Source organism: Desulfosporosinus sp. HMP52 (assembly GCF_000765145.1).
Classification (GTDB): Bacteria; Bacillota; Desulfitobacteriia; order Desulfitobacteriales; family Desulfitobacteriaceae; genus Desulfosporosinus.
Genome location: NZ_JMGA01000024.1, coordinates 74940 through 95942, shown reverse-complemented (window position 1 = coordinate 95942; position 21003 = coordinate 74940). Strand labels below are relative to the sequence as shown.

Sequence of the window (21003 nt, the reverse complement as noted above, 5' to 3'; positions counted from 1 at the left end):
GTAAAATGTCCAAACTGTGGTTTTGAGATTCCCAAGGAACCAAAGTTAATTTCTTGGCTTAAGAAGAAACGGAGGGAGAATCGTGAATAAATCTACTCATCTTATATCATTAAGCGATATGAAAATCCAGCAAAAGGGAGTTGTCGCTGAACTGGTAACGGATAATGGGAGTATTTTAAGGAAACTCATGTCTATGGGAATTCTACCTGGAACACGGATTAAGCTTATTCAAAAATTTCCATCTTACGTTTTTCAAGTTGGCTATACACAAGTTGCAGTTGATCGAGAGATCGCATCGGTTATTTCTGTTAACATATAGATACCAACCCGGGTTCCCTGATTTAGGGCAACCCGGTTTTTTCACAAAACGTGGTACCTATTCGTCCTGATAGCCCCGTGTTATTACCAGGCGCAACGCTATGGTAGGCCGGGGCACTTTTTATTGTTTTCTGATTTTACGGTCAAACCCTGTGTCAATTTGTAAACTTTGGTGGCTAAGTCCATAGGTTGGCTTCCCACTCCAGAGAAGCTTTTAATCGCTGGACAATTCAAAATAACAAATAGTTTAAAAACCTGTAACTTTGCTGTGAAACTTCTCTTATAAAATAGTTATAGTTTAATTAACTGCTAATCATAATTTTAGCTTTTGAGAACAATTTCTGTACGAAGAATAGTTTTCGGTTAAACCAAGATAGACTATTACAGGGCCGATTTTCCTTATGACAGAAGCTAAAATCATAATGTCCTACCCTCGAAACAAATCAAACTCTAACGAATGACTTAGTGAACGGAATCTATTTATAACTCAGGGTTGCGATAATAGAAAGAAAGGAAGCAGTGATAACATGTCAATTTACAAAATCGGTGATGTCGTAAAAGTTAACGATCAGGGAAACGAAGATTTCAATGGACTTGCCGGTGTTGTTAAAAAAATCGAATTAGGCAGTGATGATGTATCCATACTTTATTTCGTTGAATTTCAGAGGAATGATAGCCAGCCTCGAACAATGCTTGTCTTTCTTGAAAATGAATTGGAGGCTGCATAAGTCTGAAAATATACGTCACAATTAAGGAGGTATTAAACCATGAAACGGTTAGAAAGTTTACGTGAAGAAAGAGATAGGGTCATAATGACCTTAGAGAAAGAGAGCAAGAATCGAGTGAAGCTATTGATCAAACTCATGGATGTTGATGACGAAATTGAGGAAATTCTAGCTAGTGATCCTAACACTCAGAATTAATACTGAAGGTATAATAGTCCTCGTAACGATGGCTGGAATTCGTTGTTCGAATCATGGGATGTTACTTCATAAAACAAGTGTTGGTTAAAGTTTAGATTTTAACAAAAATGTAAAGAAACTGTAACTTTGTTGGGATAGATGAGGGGTAAACTAAATTCAAGATATGAAAGGAGGAGTGATTTATGTTTGGCGGCTGGGGCTGTGGCTCATATTATGGCGGCGGATTTTGGGGAATGGGGATACTTGGGATGGGAATCCAATTGCTTTTTTGGATAGTATTAATAGCATTAATTATATACTTATTTCGGAGGATAGGTTCTCGGGTTCATACACGAGGGTTTATTGGACAAGATCAGGCTTTGAATGTTTTGAATGAACGTTATGCCCGTAGTGAGATTGATTTGGAAGAATATCAAAAGCGAAAAAAAGAATTGCTACGGTGACTTTGACCTACCCCTCAAAAAATATTCTCTCTTAACGAATAACTGGATGAAAACATGGGGTGGTCAGCAGAAAGAAGAAAGTGGTTAACATAAGTTTGCAAGTTAAGCGATGATCCGAATTAAAACATTAGTAATAAAAGGTTTAAAAAGAAAGGATGATTATTGATGAAAAATGTTAAAAACACATTCTTGGTAAGTGCCTTATCACTTGGTTTAATAGTTGGTGCAGTCGGGGTAGCCGGTGCTGCCACTTCCACAAACTATCAGCAACAAATAGCCGACTGGATTGCAAACGATCCTAATCCGATGGTCATGAATATGAATACCACCTCTACCCCAACTGCTGCTCCGGTAACAACTCCAGCAGCAACTCCAGCAGCTACTCCAGTTGCTGCTCCGGCTGCTACTCCGGTAACAACTCCGGTAGCTACTCCAGTTGCTACACCTGTCGCTCCTCCTAGTACTAACCAAGCGACTCAACAAAGTGGTAATCAAAACAACCAAACACGGCAGAGCAGTATACAACAAACTGCTCCCAAGCAACCGACGCAAAATTATAACAACGGATACAACGGATACAACGGAAATTGTTGGGGTAATGACCGAATGTACGGTAACTGGTCTGGTAACATGGGTTGGTAAGGGAAATGAGGTTAGAGCAGGGCAGGCGGTTTGCAATAGGCGCCTGCCCTGTTCCTTTAGGGGTTTAACTGGTCAGCTAGTGAACTCGTTCAGCTAAAGCTGAACACCGGGGCTTCGGTAGGGGATTCTACCCCCACCGAAGAAGAAATCGGAACACCCACTTAAAGAAGTGGGTGTCTCGGAATTGATTAATATAACCCGAGCTACACTCACATTAAACAAACCCTTTAAAGAGATTCTAATGCAACTGACGGCTGTATTCAGTTAATCTATCAAGTTGCAGTTTTGACAGTCCAGCAGGCTACGTTAACAAAAATGTTAAGAAAATGTGACGTGGGCGTAAAATGAAACCTCTATACTTAGCTTAACAACGTTGAAATTTTCCCGCTTGCTTATTGTGGCTGTTTTAATGGAAAGTTCACGGAAAGGAGGAGTGAATTATGCTTGGCGGTTGGGGTTCATTTTTTAGCGACGGATTTTGGGGGATGGGGATACTAAGGATGGCAATCCAATTACTTTTTTGGATAGTATTGATTGCCTTAATTATTAATTTAGTTCGGTGGATAGGTTCTCGGGTTCTTACGCGTCGGATTGTCGAACAAGATAAGGCCTTAGATGTTTTACTTGGACGTTATGCCTGTGGTGAGATTGATTTGAAAGAATATCAAAAGCGGAAAAAAGAGTTGCTGCAGTAACAGCGGCACCAGAAATCATTTCAATACTATAAACCGGAAATGCAATTAATTAGTTATACCAGTTTCTTTCAAAGATTCCGTTACCTGTGAGATGCTAATCTTGAAAGGATGGAACAGAAGAATGAAAAACAGAATTATCTTTGTGCTCTTATTATTAATTTTTTCACTTTCGTTGTCAACCTGAGTCCCTGCGTTTACTGGTGACGGTGTAGTAAGTCATGACGGTATTTATCTCGGCGATGGGCAATTCATCAATGCTTCGTCGTCTAAAGGGGTTACGGTCTATGTGATTGGACCGTACTGGAAAGCCGTTTATATTGGTGCCCGGCGAGTTTTTTAAAGAGTGAATATGAGCAACACGGGGGGAAGATATCCGCTACGAATCGAAGGGATGGAGGGGTTCGGGTAGAAATACTGCTCCCCTTCATTTAATAGAAGTTTTTCTTGCGCTGAAAATTTGTAAATTACGAATTGGGAAAATAATACATACTTTTACTTATTATTTTTTAAAAGCTACCCTTAAAATAGAAGACACTGTTGCGAATAACTTACTGAAGACAGGGGGTGGTCATTGAAAAAGAAGAACGAAGCAAGATCAAAAAAGCAAGCGCATTGTAGTCGATTTATGGATTTTAGTAATTAGTTTGAGGAAGGATGATATTGATGAAAAGTTTAAAAAATACGCTAATGGTAAGTACATTGTCACTTGGGCTGATAATGGGAACGGTAGTAGCAGTTAATGCTGCTACATCAGCAACGGTAGATACAACGATAGTCCAAACCCAAACAGCGCAACCCGCCGTCACAGGAACGGTCAGAGCTGGGGACACCGCGATTTCAGGAACTGCTGAAGCTGGGGCAACGGTAAGCGTCAAGAGAAGTGGAACGGAAATTGGCACTGCGACAGCTGATGGAACGACAGGTGCCTACACGGTGACTTTGAACAGTGGAGTAACCCTAGTCGAAGCTGAAGTACTTTCTATAACTGCCACACTCGGCGCGACCGAGAGTAACGCCACGAGTATCACGGTATCTGTAGCACTAGGCCAAACAGCGCAACTCGCCGTCACAGGAACGGTCAGAGCTGGGGACACCGCGATTTCAGGAACTACTGAAGCTGGGGCAATGGTAAGCGTCAAGAGAAGTGGAACGGAAATTGGCACTGCGACAGCTGATGGAACTACAGGTGCCTACACGGTGACTTTGAACAGTGGAGTAACCCTGGTCGAAGCTGAAGTACTTTCGTTAACTGCCACAGCACCTGGCAAGACCGAAAGTAACGCCGTGAGTGTAACAGTAGCTGCAGCAGTAGTTCAAGACCAAACAGCGCAACCCTCCGTCACAGGAACGGTCAAAGCTGGGGACACCGCGATTTCAGGAACTGCTGAAGCGGGTGCAACGGTAAGCGTCAAGAGAAGCGGAACGGAAATTGGTGCAGCGACAGCTGATGGAACTACAGGTGCCTACACTGTGACTTGGAATAGTGGAGTAACCCTAGTCGAAGGTGACGCGCTTTCGATAACAGCTATAACGCTCGGCAAGACTGAGAGTAACGCCGTGAGTGTCACGGTATCTGCAGCACTAATTCAAGAACAAACAACACAACCGACAGTAAGGGGAACGGTCAGAGCTGGGTACACCATGATTATGGGAACTGCTGAAGCAGGTGCAACGGTAAGCGTTAAGAGAAGTGGAACGGAAATTGGCACCGCAATATCTAATACCACAGGTGTATACACTGTGACTATGAACAGTGGAGTAACCCTATTCGAAGGGGATGTACTTTCGATAACAGCCTCAGCACCAGAGAAGACTGTGAGTAACGCCGTGAGTGCCACAGTAGCCGCGCCAGCAGCTCCAGCTGTACCGCCTGCAACTGTTACCCCAGGACAAAACAGTCAATATTTCTGCAATAATGACCAACAATGGCATTCTAATAAAAATTTCCATCAAGATCAGCAACGGCATAACACTCAACCGCGCCAAAGTGCTCAACCATCCAGTGTGAATAAAAGAACAAATACTATGAACGGAAATGGGTATAACTCTAATCATAACGAGAACAGTAATACCAATATGGGTGGGAATCATATGTCTGGCAGCCGATCTGGGCACGAATAATAAATCAATTGTATTAGTTTTAACTGGGCTGAAACAAATTAAGGCAGTCCAGTAACATGGACTGGGTAAGAGATAAGGCTAGAGTAGGACAAAGGCTTACAATGAGCGCATGTCCTACTTTTTCACTTAAGACGGTATGGAAATGAACAATAAACAAGAATCGAAAAATTGTTGATCATACTTCTGAATATAGATAACGAATTGAGGAAAATTCTAATTTTGTGAACTAAAATCATGGTCATATGGGCTTGCCGATAACCATGATTATCAAATAGCAGACTATCTCACAAAAATGTTAAGAATGTGTGATGTGGGCGTTAAATGAAAACTCTATACTTTGTTTAACAACATTGAAAGGAGAGGGTAAATCCTTTTAGGAAAAAGATAGGGGACTTATGAAAAAATTTACACTTACTTAAACATAACATCTTAGTAAGTTGATTGCCAAACCCTTGGGTACCAAGGGTTGAATCTACAAAGTTGGGTCAGGAAACCCTTGTCCCGACAGGCTCGGCAAATGTCGAGAGTCTATTCAGAGGTGAGGAGGACGAGAGATGGGTAGGCCGGTCCAATATGGCGGTCAAGCCGTTATAGAAGGGGTAATGATGCGTGGACCTCGTGAGAGTGCTATTGCGGTCAGGTTACCAAAGGGCGAGATTGAGGTTACGCGTTTGGAGATTAATGCATGGGCGAGAAAACCTATTTTTAAATTACCACTGCTTCGAGGGTTTGTAGCACTAGTGGATTCTCTGATTCTAGGAACGCGGGCCTTGACCTTTTCAGCTAGCCGTTCAATGGGAGGGGAAGAGGTCGGAGAAGAGAGTAGTGAAACAGAACTTGGATTTTGGGAATTAGCGTTGACCATAGGGTTAGCTTTTGGCCTGGGACTTCTGCTTTTTGTCGGATTGCCTACAGGAATGGCCCATTTGCTCCGAGGAAAGATTTCTGGGGTCGTGTGGCAGAATCTTTTGGAGGGGGCAATACGGCTCGTTGTGTTTTTCCTTTATATCCTGGTGATTTCTCGGCTTAAAGATATCCAGCGGGTATTTCAATATCATGGGGCAGAACATAAAGCAATTTTCACCTATGAAGCAGGGGAAGAGCTGACGGTAGAGAATGCGCGCCGGTTTTCCAGGTTGCATCCGCGCTGTGGGACAAGTTTCCTTTTAATTGTGGTTGTTGTAAGCATCTTGGTATTCGCATTTGTGGGACTGCACCCCTTATGGTGGCGCTTACTTTCTCGCATGCTTCTTATGCCTTTAGTTGCGGGGATAGCTTATGAGATCCTGAAATTCTCTTCACGGCATTTAGAATCACCGTGGTTTCGCTGGCTGATTGTTCCAGGTTTATTATTACAGAAATTAACCACAAGAGAGCCAGACGATGCGCAGCTTGAGGTCGCGCTGGCTGCATTGAAAGGCGTTTTGGATTCAGGTCAGGAACTAACGTGATTTTGGGATGTGAAAGCTAGATAGATTTCATTATGTGTATTTTTTCGGCGAATAGGTTCTCGGGTTCTTATATATGTTTACCGAATTTAAAGGGAGAAGGTGAAAAGATGGGCGAAAAAGCCAAGTCGGAAAAAGTGAAGATTACGCATCAAGTAAAACGAATCAGGGGCTCTTTCGAGAAACAAATACAATGCATTCAGTGCCGGAGCCGGGCGGTAAGAATTATCGGCAAGAATCAGTATTTCTGCGCAGACTGTTGTACTGAGTTTAAAGTCTGCGAAAACAAGGTAACAGTGTATACGATTAGTACGGATGGCGGCCTGATGAAAATAAGCTAGTGGAGAGAGGAGAACTCAAGTGATTAAAGTGTTAATTTTAATCATTTTATTGCATGCACTAGGTGGTACTATTTCATGGGTGGAAGAGGGGGATTTAGAGTGAAAAAAGTCGTGCCCTTGGAACAGTTTCCACCGGTACCCCCGTGAGTAGACTCGTCCGGGGTGTTTCGGCACTTTGCACGATATTGGTAAAGTAGTAACAGATTCGAGCATCGGTCTGTATTCTTGTCTGTCGTGGTGCAGCGGATGGTATTTCCTGACGTGTACGGAATTATGTTTACAGCAGACCCAATTACAGGACATCGGTATACGGTTTCTATCGATGCTGGGTTTGGACTGGGCGAGGCACTTGTATCAAACCCTACTGAGGAAAATTGGCGCATTAGTTGTGGCTGGTGCTGCCACTTTATCGAACTATCAGCAAAAATAGCAGAATGCTACCTAGACTTCCATCATCTTGGGGGAGTAGTTTATCGTCCATAACCTCCGGTAAAAGAATAGCAAAGGGGGATGTGCTGTCAAATCTGTAGTATGAAAATTGTTTGTCAACTTTGAAAAAGAAGAAAAATGGCTGAATGATATGACTGCAAAGGGGTTAAATTTTGTTGATTACTCTTTTGCAAGATATTTATTTAAAGAAGGGACGCCTGGAGAATATATCTACAAGCTTGAACTTCTCGATCAATTACCCTCATATCCCGAAAGTAAAGCATATATTGAATTAATGGAGGAAACAGGCGTTGAATGCGTCAGTACGTATTCGAGATGGTTTTATTTCAGGAAGAAATCAAAAGATGGGCCCTTTGATTTGAATTCTGATTATAGCTCGTGTATTAAGCGTGATAAAAAGGTAGCAAGCTTGGTTGGAATTTTTGGCTTCCTCAATCTTATATTAGCTATATTAAATGTAATTATTGGATTAATAGTAGGAAGTAAGAATGGTTATTCAATATATACGTTTCTATTGTTAATTGGCTGATTGTAATTTTGTTTACACCAATGTTTTTTTCTTATTTAAAAGAATTCAGTAAGGAAGAAAAGCATGACGTGACCTTACGAGGTTTTATGGACACTTAGAACGTGTGAAAAAATTAATTAACAGAGGTATCCATATGAAAACTAAGTTTGATAAGGACTATAAGTTAATGACTGTTACTCACGTGAAGGAAAGTGGAAAACCTGTTGCTGAGGCAGCTCGTGAGTTAGATTTAAGTCCTAACGCATTACACAGATGGATAAACAAGTTCAGCAAGCATGGTAATAACGCATTTCCTGGTAGCGGTCACCTACCTGAAGCTGATGAAGAGCTTCGCAGGTTGCGTAAGGAAATCATGGATTTGAGAGAGGAAAATGCTATCTTAAAAAAGGCGGTAGCCTAATTCGCGAAAAATCAGAAATAGAACGCTTTGAATTATGGAAGCACACCGCTTGGAAAGACAATTGTAATCGACCCGGGCCATGGGCCCCCTGATCTCTGTCTTCCCGAACCATTTTTCGATAACGCTTTTCTACCTCATAGGGAAAGTCTAGATAAAAACTTATGTAGTCGATTTCTCCATCTAAAAACGATTTCGTCATATCCATAATGTAGTTAATATTCGTCATACCCATCCTGCTTATTTTCCTTCCTCAGTTTCCTTATTTGTTTTCTTCGCATAATATAATTCCGGCAAACCCCTACAATTATGACACATAGCGAAATGAGCCAAACAATGGAATACGTTCAACCAATCAACTTCGTGTCACTACGAGTAAAAGCACAAATACTATGAACAAAAATGGTTATAACTCTAATCATAACGAGAGCCGTAATACCAATATGGGTGGTAGCCGAACCGGACATGGCTGGTAAAAAGATAAGGATAGAGTAGGACAAACGCTTACAATGAGCGCCTGTCATACTTTTTCACTTAGGACAATAAGGAAAAAGAACACGAACAAGAATTGAGTAAAATTGTTGATCCTTATGTATATAGATCATGAATGAAGATTCTAGCTTTGTGGACTAAAAATCTGCTGGGATAGCACATAAAGGTATTTTAACAAAAATGTTAATAATACGTTAACTTTATGTAATCCTCATAAGGTAGAATCTATTTATGGATCAAAAATGGAGGGACTACAATGAAGAAGAAGGCATTATTGATATTTATTGTTATTGCTCTATTTCTTACAGTTCTTTTTCTATCAAGAGCATTTACAGCACCCAGTCTTTGGCAGCAAGCCCCTATTGCTAGCCTGTACCAAGCTCAGCTTAAACCCGATGTAAGGCCAGCTAACCCTGATGTGAGTGGATCGTGGTACAGTCAGATGAATCCCAAGAATCAGCCTAAATATTATTGGTATAATAGTCCTCGCAATAGTGGCTGGAATAATGCCTATAAAAATTGGTGGTGCTGGTAAATTGCGATAATAAAATGGATTGATAAAATGCATTTTTCCATCCAAGCAAAGAATGATGCATCAACTGTAAAAGCTTAGTGATCAACATAAGGGGTTCAGTTTTGGAATTTTAAAAATAGCACCCTAAATAGCAGGATTCTAGCACATTCCTAGCATAACTAATCGCATGATTTCAGCAGAGAAATAACCGGCTACACACCGCGAAAGAGCGGTTTTTAGTAAGTCAAAGGGGAGTGCCACAAGTGACGCTCCCCTTTGAAGAGATGTAATATATTTAATTTAGGTTATTTTTAAGAGAGGCATAATAAAGGGTTTGCAGCATAGTCAATACTGAAAGCCTTGTTATATCACCTTATTACATTTTTCGTAGCTATTATTATGGGGATTCCATGTTCCAAATATTTCGCGTTCCTTAATAATTGCATTAAAAATAGGGAGCATGAAAGCGTATAGTGTTTCGATTACCTCAACGAATCCTATGTTTGTTTCAAGTGTTTTAGTGAAATTTCTCCATTTTTGATTCATGTCTTTGTCCTCTTGAAAAACTCTTACTTTATCAAGGGTATTTGATTCGTAGCTCGTACCACGAGTTTTTAGGGTTTCACAAACTGCTTCCTGAAGTTTTCTCGCATCAAAGGTATATGAACTAGCAAGAAAGTAGATGTCGTAATAATCTTTCATCCGACTGCTTAGTTCCATCAGAGATATAATAGCTTCAAATTTTTCGGCAATAGTGGATTCTAATGAATAGGTTAAAACTTTTGGTTTTTCAAATTCATCTAACTGCGTTGGAAGCTCGCGTGGTTCTGGGTTAGGAATAATTACATCACCAACTCCCAAGTCTATATGAAAAGGAGTTCGAGTGTTTTTTATATGAGCACGAAGATTAATCCTTATCCCGTGATATTCTTTTTGTTCTGTGATTAACCCGGTCTTCAATAATTCAAAAGAAATAAAATCGTTTTCAGTTTCTGCAGATAGAATTTCCATGATAATCTTTGCAATGTTTTCAGCAGTATTAGATAAATACCGCATTTCAAAATCTATGTCCATTGTAGGGCGACTTCGAAATTCACTTAAACAATATAGGAGGAGACCACCTTTTAAGATAAAGTTATTGTAATACACTGAATGTTCCAGTCGTCTTAAGAATTCCTCTTGGCAAAAGAGTTGTAATAATTTTTGTGCGCTTTTACCTTCATTACGAGCTTTATTTCTTAATTTGTCTAAAACTGATTGCCCCTTATCCAATTTAAAACCACACTCCAAGCCACATTTGTATTTTTTTTGAAATCTTTAAATTTTTACCATAATCAAGTAGTAGAGGGATGTTCTTTTGAGGGTCTTTAATATAAGCTTGAATTGCTTTATTAACAATTTCCCTGTCCATCTTGTTTACGTATTTCAGTATATCGCAAATAGTCCGTTCTTTGTTGTAAATACGTACTGGAATTTCATTAATTTTTCCTAGTGTCAAACCAAGTTCCAGCAAATTTGGGTCTACATAGTATGGTTTAATTGGAGGATAGACAATTTTAAGCTTATTCTTATTGATATTTCGATTTACAGATATTGTCCAATGGTCAGGGGTACGGTCAGTATATTCATAATAGTGTAAAGCACTTTCCATCGATAAAATTGACTCTGGAAGTAGTTTAAATAGTACCTCAACCTCGTCATTCTCCATTCCGTCAACCCATTGATAAAGGCCACGTTTGAGACGAATTACAGTGCCTTGCTTCATAAGCTTATTAATATGTCTATAATGAATATCGGCAAAATCATTTCTTTCTGCGATACCATTGTTGTTTTTAAATATTCTTTTCAGTTCTTCAAAATGAGAATTTTCCATAGTAAAAACACCTCTTCCTAAGTAGATTATAAGAGGCATTAAGCATATTGTAAATAATTAACTGCAATAAACATACGCATTTTTTTGCAAAATGCGTCAAGTTAGTGACGAATTTTAGAGAAATATCATATTTAAAAACCTATTACTTAAAATAAAGGATATCTTTCCATTCATAGGGCCTATCTGCAATCCCCAGTTTCATGGCCGGCGTTACGATTTCCCCAGTTCTGAGTCGTTTCCCAGTACAAAAATTATAGTAAGTCCTCAAGATGGTCACTAGAAATTGGGCGTACTTAGGGCTGTAATTTGAATAGATATAGCTCTTTTTATCGGCTCTCTGTGACCGATAGCTCAGGCTATAAAAGGGCAGTACGAACCGATGATTTTATTACACACCCTTTAGCATTTCACGATATAGGCTATCGGGAACTTGGCATTTTAACTGACCTATCGGCATTTGACTGAACATGATTTAGCTAAGCTACTCATGCAGGTTAACAACCGACCAACAGATACTTTTATGCAGCAGATTAGGCGGCGTATATCCCTACTGGATCAAAGAACTTCGTCCTTTTTAGTTGTTCAGCCAACAGCTCGATACCAACTTTATAATCGCTTATCTCTTGGAGGCCATGGTCTTCGCGCCAGTAACGAATCTTCTCTTGGGCATCAGAATATTCCCTTAGTACCTACGACAAGGGCTAAACGTTTGCGGTTACCAAAGGTCGTTCCGAGCCAAAAGTGCGCTAGAGCAGTATAGTTCGTTGAAATATGTAATCCTGGTACATAATCAAATCGGGTCTTTATCGCTAGTTTTTCGCCGTTATATTCGTGCGTAACATGGGCGAGTGTTGCCAGATCGAGTTTATCAAAAGTCGTTGGGGATTGAGGAGTGTACGAGATTTCCAGACGGGCGTTTTTCCTTTCGCTTCGCTCCAAGTGGTCGCACTTGTAGGCTTGGGTATCCTTTTCAAGCTGATCCATGGTAATGTCCCAATCGTAGGCTAGGTCGACCCGGAAGATATAGCGTGAGTGAATGTCACCAGAGACAATACAACGGGTTTGCATCTTTCTAAAGTCTTCTTTGCGAACGGCCTTATTGTCTCCGGCGAACTTGTGCCGGTTGTTATTCAAATAATATACAAAGATATCAGAGTTAATCCAGAGTTTGTCAAAGGTCTTGATAGATAAAGGCTTCGCCTCGTGTTTTTCAAGGAATTCTAAGCAACGCATGTAAACGTACTCCATCTTGTCATAGTACGTCTGAGAACCAATAGCCAATATCTCACAGGCTCTGCGTACTGGAACCCTGTTAATGAGCATTGCTGCTAATGTGGGCAGAATCTCATTGCGCTGTTGGTGATAACTGTAGGCCTGTTCTCTTTTCGGCAAGATGTTCGTGACTTTGCCACACGACTTGCATTTAAACCGTTCGGAATTTGTTTTACTTTTACCGTGAGGGTAAAAGGATTTTGAGCCATCAAACGGGGTTGCACCCTCGAAATCACAAACCTCCTTATGAAATTTATAATCGGGCTCTAAGTCTAGAACCGTATTTAACGTCACAAGCCTCTTTATTTCTTCTGCTACACTCCAAGTTGATATCGGTCTTGTTCCGCACCCTCCGGATGCCCCAGGAGTTAATGAGTCCTCGTTACAAACAATCCGTCGATCGCCATCGATAAAGGGTTGGCCGTTAAGTTTGTATTTGTAACGTCTTTTGCCTCTAACGTTTATTCGCCATAGTTCGGATTGATTGTCTCCGTACCAACGACAAAATGGATTCGTACAATGATTGAACTGTATTGAATATTTTTGTCCTTTAAGCGTAAATGCAATAGGAGTAAAAGCATCGTGTCTAAGTATAACTCGATGCTTTGCATTAAACTTGGTATTGCTCATCATTCATAATCGATGTCTCTTTGTTTAATTTGCTCTGGGGTAAGTGGTTCTTGAATTTGAACTAAATCATCAGCATTGCAAGCCAATCGTTTGAAATTAGCCATTATCTGCCTCATTATGTATCTGGTCGCCACTATGATTCTCAAATATGTCCTCGATTTCTGAATCATAACCCTCAATTGAAGCGATTTCAGAAATGAGTTTCATGAATACTTTATTGTTTCTCTTAGTTGTTCCCCAAGCTTGAAACTTCTGGTCTAGTCTAAAAATCTCTTCTAAGTAATGGTCAACAATATCATCCTGGTTGCGCTTGCAGTATTCAGAATAAAATTGCAGAAGTCTAGCCGTTCGCTCCGATAAGGTAAGTGTAACGGCTTTTTCTTCAAGGTCTTTAGGTTTCAATAGAACGATTTCCAAGGTAAAGCCTCCTATAGTTCATACTTATATGCTTGACATTTTTGAGCCCAAATAAACAGGAATAGCAAATTTCTAGCACCATTTTAGCATATTTTTAACATAGCGAATCGCAAGATTTTAGCAAATCTTTATCAGTAGAAATAAATAATTCTAATGCTAATTTTTTGCTAAAACTATGTTAAAAATCTGCGAATTCAAAAGAGACCCCGCTATTTGCAAGGCCTCCAGAGTTTTAATTTGTGCTATCTTCATGCTGATATTTACCGCTAAAGAGGGCGCTAAAATGAATTTTCCACTCCAAAACTGAACCCCTTAGTGATCAACATACCGGACTATTTAACAAAAATGTTAAGAATCTGTGACGTTGGCGTAAAGTAATAACTTTATACTTAGCTTAGCAATGTAGAGAGGGGGAAACGAAATGAAAAAATTATCGAAAATAGCCCGAGTTCTTTTAGTAAGTGTTGCTTTACTTACGGTAGGGGCACCTATTGCCTCTGCAGCACCAGGCTATCCGCAAGGATACTGGATGGCACAACCGGCAGACCCAAGTCAACCTGGGCAGCAGGCTCCAGGTTATGGTTATGGTTATGGTTACGGCTGTTGCGGTTATTACGGAGGAATGTGGTAAAAGCGGTTTTGTCAAATTAAGAAAAACACGGGGAGGACCAATTGAGGCTTCCCCGTGTTTTTCTATCTGAGTGGTTTTATTACCACGTGCCGTTTCTATCCCACTCCGAGTGCTCACCTGAATTCTGGCGCCAATTAGACTGGGTTTAATTATTATAATAGTCGTGCTCTTCCTCATCTGGATTTTCATGATCCCGATCTTCGTTATAGGAAGGGGTTGTAGGTTGTTGCGATGAGGAACTTTCCGGCATCTTGTTGTCAGGGGAAACTTGGCCGGAAGTCGGTTTGCTCCAATCAGGGGATGTTCCTTGCGGAGGTTGATTTACAGGAGGACTGATGGAAGCCGTAGGTGCACTCCAGTTGCCGGAGCTGCTGCCGGATGACCAGTTTTGGCTCTCGGAACGGTCCATATAACTATGGTTCTCTGTAGTGTTTGATTCCATATTTGAAGGATGTTCATATTCTGGGCCATTTTGAACAGTCGGCTCTTGCTTGGCATCTGTGGAGTAATCTATCCAATTTTGTGCTCTTACTTCAAAACTCTCTTCAGGAAAAAGGGTAGCTACACTAACATTCGCATCCACCAGAGCTTTTTGGGCATCATTACGGAGGGTATCAGGTTGAACAGCTATACCTTTCTCTTCGCATCGATCATATATTAAATAACTGTTAACTGTCATTCCCTGTTGCTTGGCTTCCTGTTGGATTTTCCGGTTCGTTTGACCCACAACCACACTTCCGGACAGGTTCCTGCGAGTCATTTCAGCACGGATGGAGCTTCTAAGTTTTTCTGTATCAATAATTTGGGTTCCCCACTTATTGATCGGTACCACGCTGGCTAGGACCAGGTTTTGAGTCTCGTTTAAAGTTCCCTGGTTGTTGGCGTTTTCCACGATTAAATCAACGGCTTGATAGACATCCAGCCCCTTGATAGATATTCCTTCCATTATACCTGAACCACCATTGACATCTTGTACTTTAATAACTTTGCCCTCTTTGTTGATCAAAAGCTCTATGCCTTTATTAATATCCAGAGCGACCGAGGCTACTGCCATATTCGGAATAAATAAGAGGGAAATAATACTGATGCTGAGAACAAGCAATAATACTGCTGCTGTAGCTGCATACTTCAAGGCGGAGTTGTGCAGCACAGATAATCGCTTCGGGTTTAAATCGACTTCAATAGTCTGACCGACAACAGGTGGCTCTTTTGGAGTAGGAATTTCTAAAAAGTCACCTTTTTTCGTGAAGATGACAGTAACCTTTGACGAAGTCCGCATCACAATCCCTTTGGTTTTCTCCATTTTTGCTTACACCTTCTCTCCCGGTTCTTTTGGAAGCTGCATAAATATTTTTAGCGGATAAAAATCTGGTTCGGATAAGATGAGCGCAAGGGCGATAAGATATTTTCGACCCTTTTCCAGGACTTTGCGTTTTATGCCGGTCAGTAACTCTAGTTCTTTGATGGGTAATAGTCTATGTTTTTGAAGATGCGCCATAAGTCTAGGGTTATGGCTTAAAACTAAGGCCGCTCTTATGAGAGTTTGCTTACTGTCACTATGTTTCGGGGAGACTTTTATTAAATCATCTAACGTTACGTTATAGTCACAGAGCACACGAACGTAGTTTTCAACGACTTGCGCAAAGACCTCTTGGTTCTCGTTTTCTTGATATTGCTCTAGGGAAGTATCAAGATCGTAGCGGCTCAGCTCTTCATCTTCAAGGTTCATGGGCGAGAGTGAAAGATGTTGATGCTTGCCTTCTTTGCGAAAATAATCCACTAATCTTCGGCGGATCACCATTTGAACAAAACTGTGAAAAGAAGCTCCTCCATGAGGGTCGAAGCTGTCAATCGCTTCGTTAAAAGCTAAAAGAGCAATGCTAAGCTCATCGTCATTATCCCAGGTTAAATACCTACTGCAGATTTTGGAACTTACCCTAGCTATAAATGCTTTATGAGATTTTATAAGTTCCTCTCTGACGAGAGGATCACCGCTCTTGGCTGATATTAAGGTTTCTTTCAAAACTTGCTCTTGCACCTCAATCACTCCAATTACTAGTAGTTCGTAAAACTAAAACAGTTTCGAGGGGTAGAAAAAAACATTCTGTTCCCATTATGGGTGTAGAATGTTACAGGATTGTCACATTTTTGTTATTTTTGCGTTACATAAAATTAGAAGAACAGACAAGTAAGTATTAGATTAAGAAATCTATAGAATTTATTGAGAGACTTAAATGTCACAAAAATGTTAATCTGTTGTGATTTTTCTGTAAAGTAACTTGGGTATACTTTGGTTAAGTTATTCTATTTTCTATTCTTGGTAAGGGGGTGAACAAATGAAAAGAAGGTTATTGGTTATTCTTTCTTTAGTATTTATCCTCGCTTTAGTTGCTGTTCCTGCATATGCTGCTATTACGGATCAACAAAAAGCTGAACTCGAAGCACTCAACAAACAAATAACAGAGATTCAAAAGCAGATCGTGGACAAATATGCTGAGGCAGGAGAGATATCCAAGGCTCAAGCAGATGCCACAAAAGCTAATATCGACGCCACTGCACAATATCGTCAGCAGTTTAGCCAACAACAGGGTCAGATTGCACCAACTCCTGGGTATGCTCCAGGTTATGGCAACGGTTACGGTTATGGATGTGGTTCTGGCTGGGGCGGAGGCGGTTACCATTGAGGAATGTGGTAAGATTTCGCTTTAGTTAGTTCATATGTAGAGTGCGAACACAGGGAACCCGTATAGGGTTCCCTGTGTTTTATGTTTATGTGTGTTTGAATCGTCCTAACCGCAAAAATCCGCAATTTATGATCCCTGTATTTAGAGTAGCTATCGTAAATCCTTTTAAGGATCAGTTGGTAACACATTTTCCCTTAAAACCTAATACTCCGGAAATGCCCGCCGGTGCAGTAATAATGATTGGAATATGGGTCACTGGGGCTAAGTCTACAAAAGAATTAGGGTTTAATACCCTGGTTGTAAGTGGAATTTGAATTAGATGAATTAGGGATCGATGAATTAGGAGAGGTATTAGGAATCGATGAATTAGGATAAGAATTTGGGGAGGGATATGGAGAACCATTGGTTGATGAATTTACCGAATTATTGACAATCCTTGAGTCAAGAATATAATTCATATTGGTAATAATTGAATATAGTTCATTACTGATTATGTATTTACGTGTTCGTCCATTTTCAACTAAGAAAATTTTAATTTTCGGAATCCCCTTGTTGTCATTTTGAATTAACCGTTGTATAAAGGCGTAATCATTTACATTTAAGTTAAATTGAGTAATTACTCCGTTGTTATCAAATAATATCCAATAGCCTGTCAGTATATCACTTTTTTCGGAAGTCGTGAGAGAATTTTGGTTAGAATAATCAAATGAACTAAATGTTGAAGAATCATATAGGTTAGAGGAGCTTGGGCTTGGATTGCTATATGCATTCAAATTATTAGTTGGATAAGTGCTAGGTTGGTATATCTGACTTGTTGCGGTAAGGGAGGAGCCCAGAGTGTAAGAACCTCCTTTGAAAAAAAACTGATAAACAAGGTAGAATATTATTATAATCGCTATGCCAAAAACTAAAGTGCCTATCTCTTGTTGTTTCATCCCATAGGGTATACGCCCTCTCTGGTTTTGCATAAACCTCCTCCTTTAATATTTATTTACTTTGATTTCTAATCCCATTAGATTAGGAAACACCGTAAGAATAGATTATTTAACTGAATTATTGGGAATATTAGAGCTCGAATTGTTCGAACTATTTGGGCTTGTATTGGCAGACGAATTATTGGGTGGTTGATTGGCCGATGGCGGAGCAGAAGAACTCGAATTCACAGAATTGTTCCGGCTCAAACTATTAGGAACATTGAGATTTCCAGAAGGATTGAGACTTGAATTCAAGGAACTATTTAGATTCGAATTTGTTGAACCCTTAGACACTCTGGCATCTATGACCGATAGATTAGATACAACCGAATAGATTTCATTACTGACCATGTATTGACGGAAGCTGCCATTCTCGACCAGAAAGAGTGTATTATTACCTGTACTTTTACGATCGCTTTCGATCAACTGTCGGACAAAAGTAGTTGTTTCAACGTCAGCTGAAAGTTGACTCATCTGACCATTTACTACAAAGAGCAGCCAATATCCAGTGGTTACTTCACTTTTCTTGTCACTAGATAGATTGTAAGTACTGGGGGAATTTTGCATGGAATATGTGGGCGATTGCAGAGCTGAAGAATTATTTGTATTAGGAAGGCTATAGTCATTAGAATTCGTTGCTGCATAGGTTGGGTTGATTACAGAATACATCTTATTAATAAATTTAGGGAAGAATTGATACGCTATTATGCCAATAAGTACAATAACTAAAACCAATTTTCCTATCGATTGGCGCTTTTTGACTCTCGGCATACTGCCCCACCGATTTGACATTATCTTCACCTTCCATCAGAAACTTAACGTTGCAAGTTACCTATGAGAACAAGCCCTGTAGCGTTAAAATTTGGGTTATTGAGCGGTTTCATAAGCCTCATCTCCTTAGTCCAAAAAACATTACTATCTCACTCCATTAATATTGTATTATAGCGTTATTAATTTATGAATATATGAACATATATAAATATATCCCCATAAAGAAGCAGGAATTGCCATATTTATAATATGAGGGTAGGTTGGGACTCCCATGTCTTGAATTATACGACACAGTTAAGCCGTTTGAGAGCGTAATTATACAGGGAGAGGATGATTGGATGAGTAGTCAGTTATTTTCAACCTTGATGGGATTGGGAGTTGGTGGTTCAGGTGTTATATTTTCTCTTCTAAACATTCGAACTGTTGCCTGAAAGTGTAATCGGATAGTGTGGAATAATGGAATAAATAAGAGAGCGGTTTGATTTGAATTCAAACCGCTCTCTTATTTTATCATTAATAAATTACCTGCTAGTGATCTATGCTATCATCTTGCTTTTTCTGTCATGTTGCCATGGATACTGATGCTTTTCTGGCTTTCTGGTCATTCTTGGTAGTTGAGGTGAAGTATTATCATAAAGTTACATTATTAGATAGTTGTCAGGTTGATATATCGGGCATACAAAAAAGTTACAAAATATTCATGGATTTTTCACATCCATCTTTTATTTTTATGATAAGTTGTCTTTGGTTACTTAGGGATTATTGAATTTGCAACTTTAGATCGAGTGGTATTTATTAAATTTTGACCTAAATATTCTTACAGTTAACAGGTCTAAATCAACAGCGGAGGGACATAATGAAAAGGTTGAAGGTTAACATGCATGGATACCACATTACCCAATGGATACAAAAAATAGCTTGGAAATCACCGAAAGTGATTGGAAGCTCGTTAGTATTACTATTGATGTTGGGAGGAGGGACATATTATTACCAGTCTACAACTTCGGCGGCGTATGTCATTATTAACGGGGAAACAGTAGGAATTGTTTCCAATGTTAGTAGTGCAAAAGACCTTATCGATAAGATCTTGGCTGATAAGGGAGCCACTTTAGGGGTCACAGCTAAAACTAATGACAAGATTAAGTATTCCTCTGTACGACTATCAAAGGGGGACTATAAACTACTTTCTGAAGAGGACTTAAAAGAAAAATTAGCTGTTTATATTGAAGGATTTGAGCTAAGGGTAGCTAATAATCCTATCTTTGTTCTTCCTAGTCAGGAGGAGATCAATAAATTATTGAAATCTTATCAAGAGATTTATGCCAAGTCGGATGAGACAAATCAGGTTACCTCCGTATCATTTCAGGAAGAGGTAGGGACAAATTCCGTAGGAGTTTCTCCGGAAAGAGTTATTACCTATGAACAGGCTCTGGAAAAGCTTAAGCAGGGAAATGTGCAGAAAGAAGATTATACTATTCAACCAAATGACTCATGGTGGCTTATTGCTCGCAAAAATGATCTGAAAACAAATGAAGTTTTAGCTGCTAACCCGGGGGCAACTGTTGACACAGTGTTGAAACCCGGTCAAACGATTAACCTAGAAAAGGTTTCTCCGTACTTAACGGTTGTGAGTAAAGGGACCCGGACAGATAAAGAAATCATTCCCTTCGACGAAGTTGCGAAGATCGACTCAACCCTTGCCAGCAGTCAAACAAAAATAATCCAAGAAGGTAGTGACGGAGTAAAAGAAATCAAGTATTCATATGAACAAAAGAATGACAAGGTAATAAGCAAGACGATATTGGACGAGAAGGTATTAAACGATTCCGTTCCCCAAATTGTAGCTAAAGGGCCCAAACGTGAACCAGTAGTTGTCGCCTATTCACGGGGAAGTGGACAGATCTCAGCGGGTATGATTTGGCCTTTAAGAGGGAGAATTAATTCTTATTATGGATATAGGAACGGAGGATTCCATAATGCACTCGATATCAATGGTTCCTTAGGTGATCCCTATGTTGCAACTGCCAAGGGTACAGTGATCAGTGCAGGGTGGAACGGGAATTATGGAAATAGCATTCTTATTGATCACGGAAACGGAATTATGACTCGTTATGCTCATTCCTCGAAGCTTCTTGTTGCTGCAGGACAGACGGTTTCTCAGGGACAAACGATAGGTCTGGTGGGTTCAACTGGACGTTCTACCGGTCCGCACCTTCACTTAGAGGTTATTGTCAACGGGGGTACAACCAATCCTTTGAATTATTTGCGTTAAGACAAAAACATTACTATTTACTTGCCATCTGCTGAACAAGCTTAATTTTAAGTTTAGCTCAACTATATAATAAACGAAGAGAAGACTAGGTGATTGCCTAGTTTTCTCTTCGTTTATTAAGAATCATTGCCTTTTAACAAAAAAGTTAGAAATCTGTGACGTGTGC

At 39.9% G+C, this 21003-nt stretch carries 24 protein-coding genes and 2 pseudogenes; 18 read left to right on the top strand and 8 right to left on the bottom strand.

Translation table 11 applies throughout. From position 1 onward, the window contains the following. The first annotated feature begins 82 nt into the window (after positions 1-82). The 14 genes and pseudogenes from DP73_RS11160 to DP73_RS11110 all read left to right on the top strand — a co-directional run bounded on the left by DP73_RS11160 (position 83) and on the right by DP73_RS11110 (position 9334). Positions 83-319: a FeoA family protein gene (locus tag DP73_RS11160; RefSeq protein ID WP_081963024.1), complete on the top strand. Its 237-nt coding sequence runs from the start codon at positions 83-85 to the stop codon at positions 317-319. 526 nt (positions 320-845) lie between these two features. After that, positions 846-1046 carry a hypothetical protein gene (locus tag DP73_RS11155; protein WP_034599522.1) on the top strand — a complete coding sequence of 67 codons (201 nt, stop codon included), beginning with the start codon at positions 846-848 and terminating at the stop codon, positions 1044-1046. Between the two features lie 39 nt (positions 1047-1085). Continuing rightward, the gene (locus DP73_RS23445) at positions 1086-1241 is read left to right on the top strand and encodes a hypothetical protein (protein ID WP_165574406.1); all 156 of its coding nucleotides are present in this window, start codon (positions 1086-1088) and stop codon (positions 1239-1241) included. Positions 1242-1423: 182 nt separating this feature from the next. Further along, the gene (locus DP73_RS11150; RefSeq protein ID WP_034599521.1) at positions 1424-1684 is read left to right on the top strand and encodes an SHOCT domain-containing protein; all 261 of its coding nucleotides are present in this window, start codon (positions 1424-1426) and stop codon (positions 1682-1684) included. A 165-nt stretch (positions 1685-1849) separates the two neighbouring features. After that, entirely contained in the window at positions 1850-2326 is a 477-nt protein-coding gene (locus DP73_RS11145) for a hypothetical protein (protein ID WP_034599520.1), read from the top strand. Between the two features lie 440 nt (positions 2327-2766). Further along, complete coding sequence (locus DP73_RS11140) at positions 2767-3021, top strand: membrane protein (RefSeq protein WP_034599519.1); 255 nt, start codon at positions 2767-2769, stop codon at positions 3019-3021. A gap of 199 nt (positions 3022-3220) precedes the next feature. Next, positions 3221-3361, top strand: a pseudogene (locus DP73_RS22555) (NlpC/P60 family protein); the annotation flags it as partial. A gap of 323 nt (positions 3362-3684) precedes the next feature. Then, entirely contained in the window at positions 3685-5142 is a 1458-nt protein-coding gene (locus DP73_RS11135) for an Ig-like domain-containing protein (protein ID WP_034599518.1), read from the top strand. Between the two features lie 554 nt (positions 5143-5696). Continuing rightward, on the top strand, positions 5697-6593 hold the full coding sequence (locus DP73_RS11130; RefSeq protein ID WP_034599517.1) for a DUF1385 domain-containing protein: 897 nt from the start codon (positions 5697-5699) through the stop codon (positions 6591-6593). A gap of 107 nt (positions 6594-6700) precedes the next feature. After that, the gene (locus tag DP73_RS11125; RefSeq protein WP_034599516.1) at positions 6701-6931 is read left to right on the top strand and encodes a hypothetical protein; all 231 of its coding nucleotides are present in this window, start codon (positions 6701-6703) and stop codon (positions 6929-6931) included. A gap of 198 nt (positions 6932-7129) precedes the next feature. Further along, positions 7130-7288 (top strand): annotated as a pseudogene (locus DP73_RS23065) (PEP/pyruvate-binding domain-containing protein); the annotation flags it as partial. A 181-nt stretch (positions 7289-7469) separates the two neighbouring features. Next, a complete protein-coding gene (locus DP73_RS11120; RefSeq protein WP_052090578.1) occupies positions 7470-7910 on the top strand; it encodes a DUF2812 domain-containing protein in 441 nt (146 codons plus the stop codon). Between the two features lie 133 nt (positions 7911-8043). Then, the gene (locus DP73_RS11115) at positions 8044-8310 is read left to right on the top strand and encodes a transposase (RefSeq protein WP_034599515.1); all 267 of its coding nucleotides are present in this window, start codon (positions 8044-8046) and stop codon (positions 8308-8310) included. A 745-nt stretch (positions 8311-9055) separates the two neighbouring features. Next, the gene (locus DP73_RS11110) at positions 9056-9334 is read left to right on the top strand and encodes a hypothetical protein (RefSeq protein ID WP_034599513.1); all 279 of its coding nucleotides are present in this window, start codon (positions 9056-9058) and stop codon (positions 9332-9334) included. A gap of 342 nt (positions 9335-9676) precedes the next feature. Here the strand turns inward: DP73_RS11110 and DP73_RS11105 are convergent, their stop codons facing one another. The 4 genes from DP73_RS11105 to DP73_RS11090 all read right to left on the bottom strand — a co-directional run bounded on the left by DP73_RS11105 (position 9677) and on the right by DP73_RS11090 (position 13505). Then, entirely contained in the window at positions 9677-10585 is a 909-nt protein-coding gene (locus DP73_RS11105; protein ID WP_034599511.1) for a nucleotidyl transferase AbiEii/AbiGii toxin family protein, read from the bottom strand. Position 10586: 1 nt separating this feature from the next. Further along, the gene (locus DP73_RS11100) at positions 10587-11186 is read right to left on the bottom strand and encodes a type IV toxin-antitoxin system AbiEi family antitoxin domain-containing protein (protein WP_034599510.1); all 600 of its coding nucleotides are present in this window, start codon (positions 11184-11186) and stop codon (positions 10587-10589) included. Positions 11187-11855: 669 nt separating this feature from the next. Beyond that, positions 11856-13091 carry a hypothetical protein gene (locus DP73_RS11095; protein ID WP_052090577.1) on the bottom strand — a complete coding sequence of 412 codons (1236 nt, stop codon included), beginning with the start codon at positions 13089-13091 and terminating at the stop codon, positions 11856-11858. 93 nt (positions 13092-13184) lie between these two features. Further along, entirely contained in the window at positions 13185-13505 is a 321-nt protein-coding gene (locus DP73_RS11090; protein ID WP_034599509.1) for a hypothetical protein, read from the bottom strand. A 421-nt stretch (positions 13506-13926) separates the two neighbouring features. On the opposite strand from DP73_RS11090, the gene DP73_RS11085 reads away from it, so the two are divergent. Further along, entirely contained in the window at positions 13927-14136 is a 210-nt protein-coding gene (locus tag DP73_RS11085; RefSeq protein WP_034599508.1) for a hypothetical protein, read from the top strand. 145 nt (positions 14137-14281) lie between these two features. Here the strand turns inward: DP73_RS11085 and DP73_RS11080 are convergent, their stop codons facing one another. Together DP73_RS11080 and sigI are read right to left on the bottom strand one after the other, a co-directional pair. After that, positions 14282-15439 carry an anti-sigma factor domain-containing protein gene (locus tag DP73_RS11080; RefSeq protein WP_052090575.1) on the bottom strand — a complete coding sequence of 386 codons (1158 nt, stop codon included), beginning with the start codon at positions 15437-15439 and terminating at the stop codon, positions 14282-14284. A gap of 6 nt (positions 15440-15445) precedes the next feature. Beyond that, the gene (sigI, locus tag DP73_RS11075) at positions 15446-16174 is read right to left on the bottom strand and encodes an RNA polymerase sigma-I factor (protein WP_034599506.1); all 729 of its coding nucleotides are present in this window, start codon (positions 16172-16174) and stop codon (positions 15446-15448) included. Between the two features lie 298 nt (positions 16175-16472). On the opposite strand from sigI, the gene DP73_RS11070 reads away from it, so the two are divergent. Together DP73_RS11070 and DP73_RS23060 are read left to right on the top strand one after the other, a co-directional pair. Then, positions 16473-16820 (top strand): YckD family protein, encoded by a 348-nt coding sequence (locus tag DP73_RS11070; protein WP_034599505.1) that lies wholly within the window; start codon positions 16473-16475, stop codon positions 16818-16820. 74 nt (positions 16821-16894) lie between these two features. Further along, entirely contained in the window at positions 16895-17134 is a 240-nt protein-coding gene (locus DP73_RS23060; protein ID WP_128751403.1) for a hypothetical protein, read from the top strand. Here the strand turns inward: DP73_RS23060 and DP73_RS11065 are convergent. Together DP73_RS11065 and DP73_RS23670 are read right to left on the bottom strand one after the other, a co-directional pair. Beyond that, the gene (locus tag DP73_RS11065) at positions 17099-17788 is read right to left on the bottom strand and encodes a hypothetical protein (protein WP_034599503.1); all 690 of its coding nucleotides are present in this window, start codon (positions 17786-17788) and stop codon (positions 17099-17101) included. The genes DP73_RS23060 and DP73_RS11065 overlap by 36 nt on opposite strands. Positions 17789-17860: 72 nt before the next feature. Further along, on the bottom strand, positions 17861-18586 hold the full coding sequence (locus DP73_RS23670; protein WP_034599502.1) for a hypothetical protein: 726 nt from the start codon (positions 18584-18586) through the stop codon (positions 17861-17863). Positions 18587-19421: 835 nt separating this feature from the next. Here DP73_RS23670 and DP73_RS11055 point away from each other — a divergent pair. Then, positions 19422-20837 (top strand): M23 family metallopeptidase, encoded by a 1416-nt coding sequence (locus DP73_RS11055; protein WP_034599500.1) that lies wholly within the window; start codon positions 19422-19424, stop codon positions 20835-20837. Positions 20838-21003 lie beyond the last annotated feature (166 nt).

Bases quoted from the DNA above. Each gene is read 5' to 3' on its own strand.
- DP73_RS11155 (WP_034599522.1), top strand. From the start codon at position 846: ATGTCAATTTACAAAATCGGTGATGTCGTAAAAGTTAACGATCAGGGA.
- DP73_RS23445 (WP_165574406.1), top strand. From the start codon at position 1,086: ATGAAACGGTTAGAAAGTTTACGTGAAGAAAGAGATAGGGTCATAATG.
- DP73_RS11150 (WP_034599521.1), top strand. From the start codon at position 1,424: ATGTTTGGCGGCTGGGGCTGTGGCTCATATTATGGCGGCGGATTTTGG.
- DP73_RS11145 (WP_034599520.1), top strand. From the start codon at position 1,850: ATGAAAAATGTTAAAAACACATTCTTGGTAAGTGCCTTATCACTTGGT.
- DP73_RS11140 (WP_034599519.1), top strand. From the start codon at position 2,767: ATGCTTGGCGGTTGGGGTTCATTTTTTAGCGACGGATTTTGGGGGATG.
- DP73_RS11135 (WP_034599518.1), top strand. From the start codon at position 3,685: ATGAAAAGTTTAAAAAATACGCTAATGGTAAGTACATTGTCACTTGGG.
- DP73_RS11130 (WP_034599517.1), top strand. From the start codon at position 5,697: ATGGGTAGGCCGGTCCAATATGGCGGTCAAGCCGTTATAGAAGGGGTA.
- DP73_RS11125 (WP_034599516.1), top strand. From the start codon at position 6,701: ATGGGCGAAAAAGCCAAGTCGGAAAAAGTGAAGATTACGCATCAAGTA.
- DP73_RS11115 (WP_034599515.1), top strand. From the start codon at position 8,044: ATGAAAACTAAGTTTGATAAGGACTATAAGTTAATGACTGTTACTCAC.
- DP73_RS11110 (WP_034599513.1), top strand. From the start codon at position 9,056: ATGAAGAAGAAGGCATTATTGATATTTATTGTTATTGCTCTATTTCTT.
- DP73_RS11100 (WP_034599510.1), bottom strand. From the start codon at position 11,186: ATGGAAAATTCTCATTTTGAAGAACTGAAAAGAATATTTAAAAACAAC.
- DP73_RS11095 (WP_052090577.1), bottom strand. From the start codon at position 13,091: ATGATGAGCAATACCAAGTTTAATGCAAAGCATCGAGTTATACTTAGA.
- DP73_RS11085 (WP_034599508.1), top strand. From the start codon at position 13,927: ATGAAAAAATTATCGAAAATAGCCCGAGTTCTTTTAGTAAGTGTTGCT.
- DP73_RS11080 (WP_052090575.1), bottom strand. From the start codon at position 15,439: ATGGAGAAAACCAAAGGGATTGTGATGCGGACTTCGTCAAAGGTTACT.
- DP73_RS11070 (WP_034599505.1), top strand. From the start codon at position 16,473: ATGAAAAGAAGGTTATTGGTTATTCTTTCTTTAGTATTTATCCTCGCT.
- DP73_RS11065 (WP_034599503.1), bottom strand. From the start codon at position 17,788: ATGCAAAACCAGAGAGGGCGTATACCCTATGGGATGAAACAACAAGAG.
- DP73_RS23670 (WP_034599502.1), bottom strand. From the start codon at position 18,586: ATGTCAAATCGGTGGGGCAGTATGCCGAGAGTCAAAAAGCGCCAATCG.
- DP73_RS11055 (WP_034599500.1), top strand. From the start codon at position 19,422: ATGAAAAGGTTGAAGGTTAACATGCATGGATACCACATTACCCAATGG.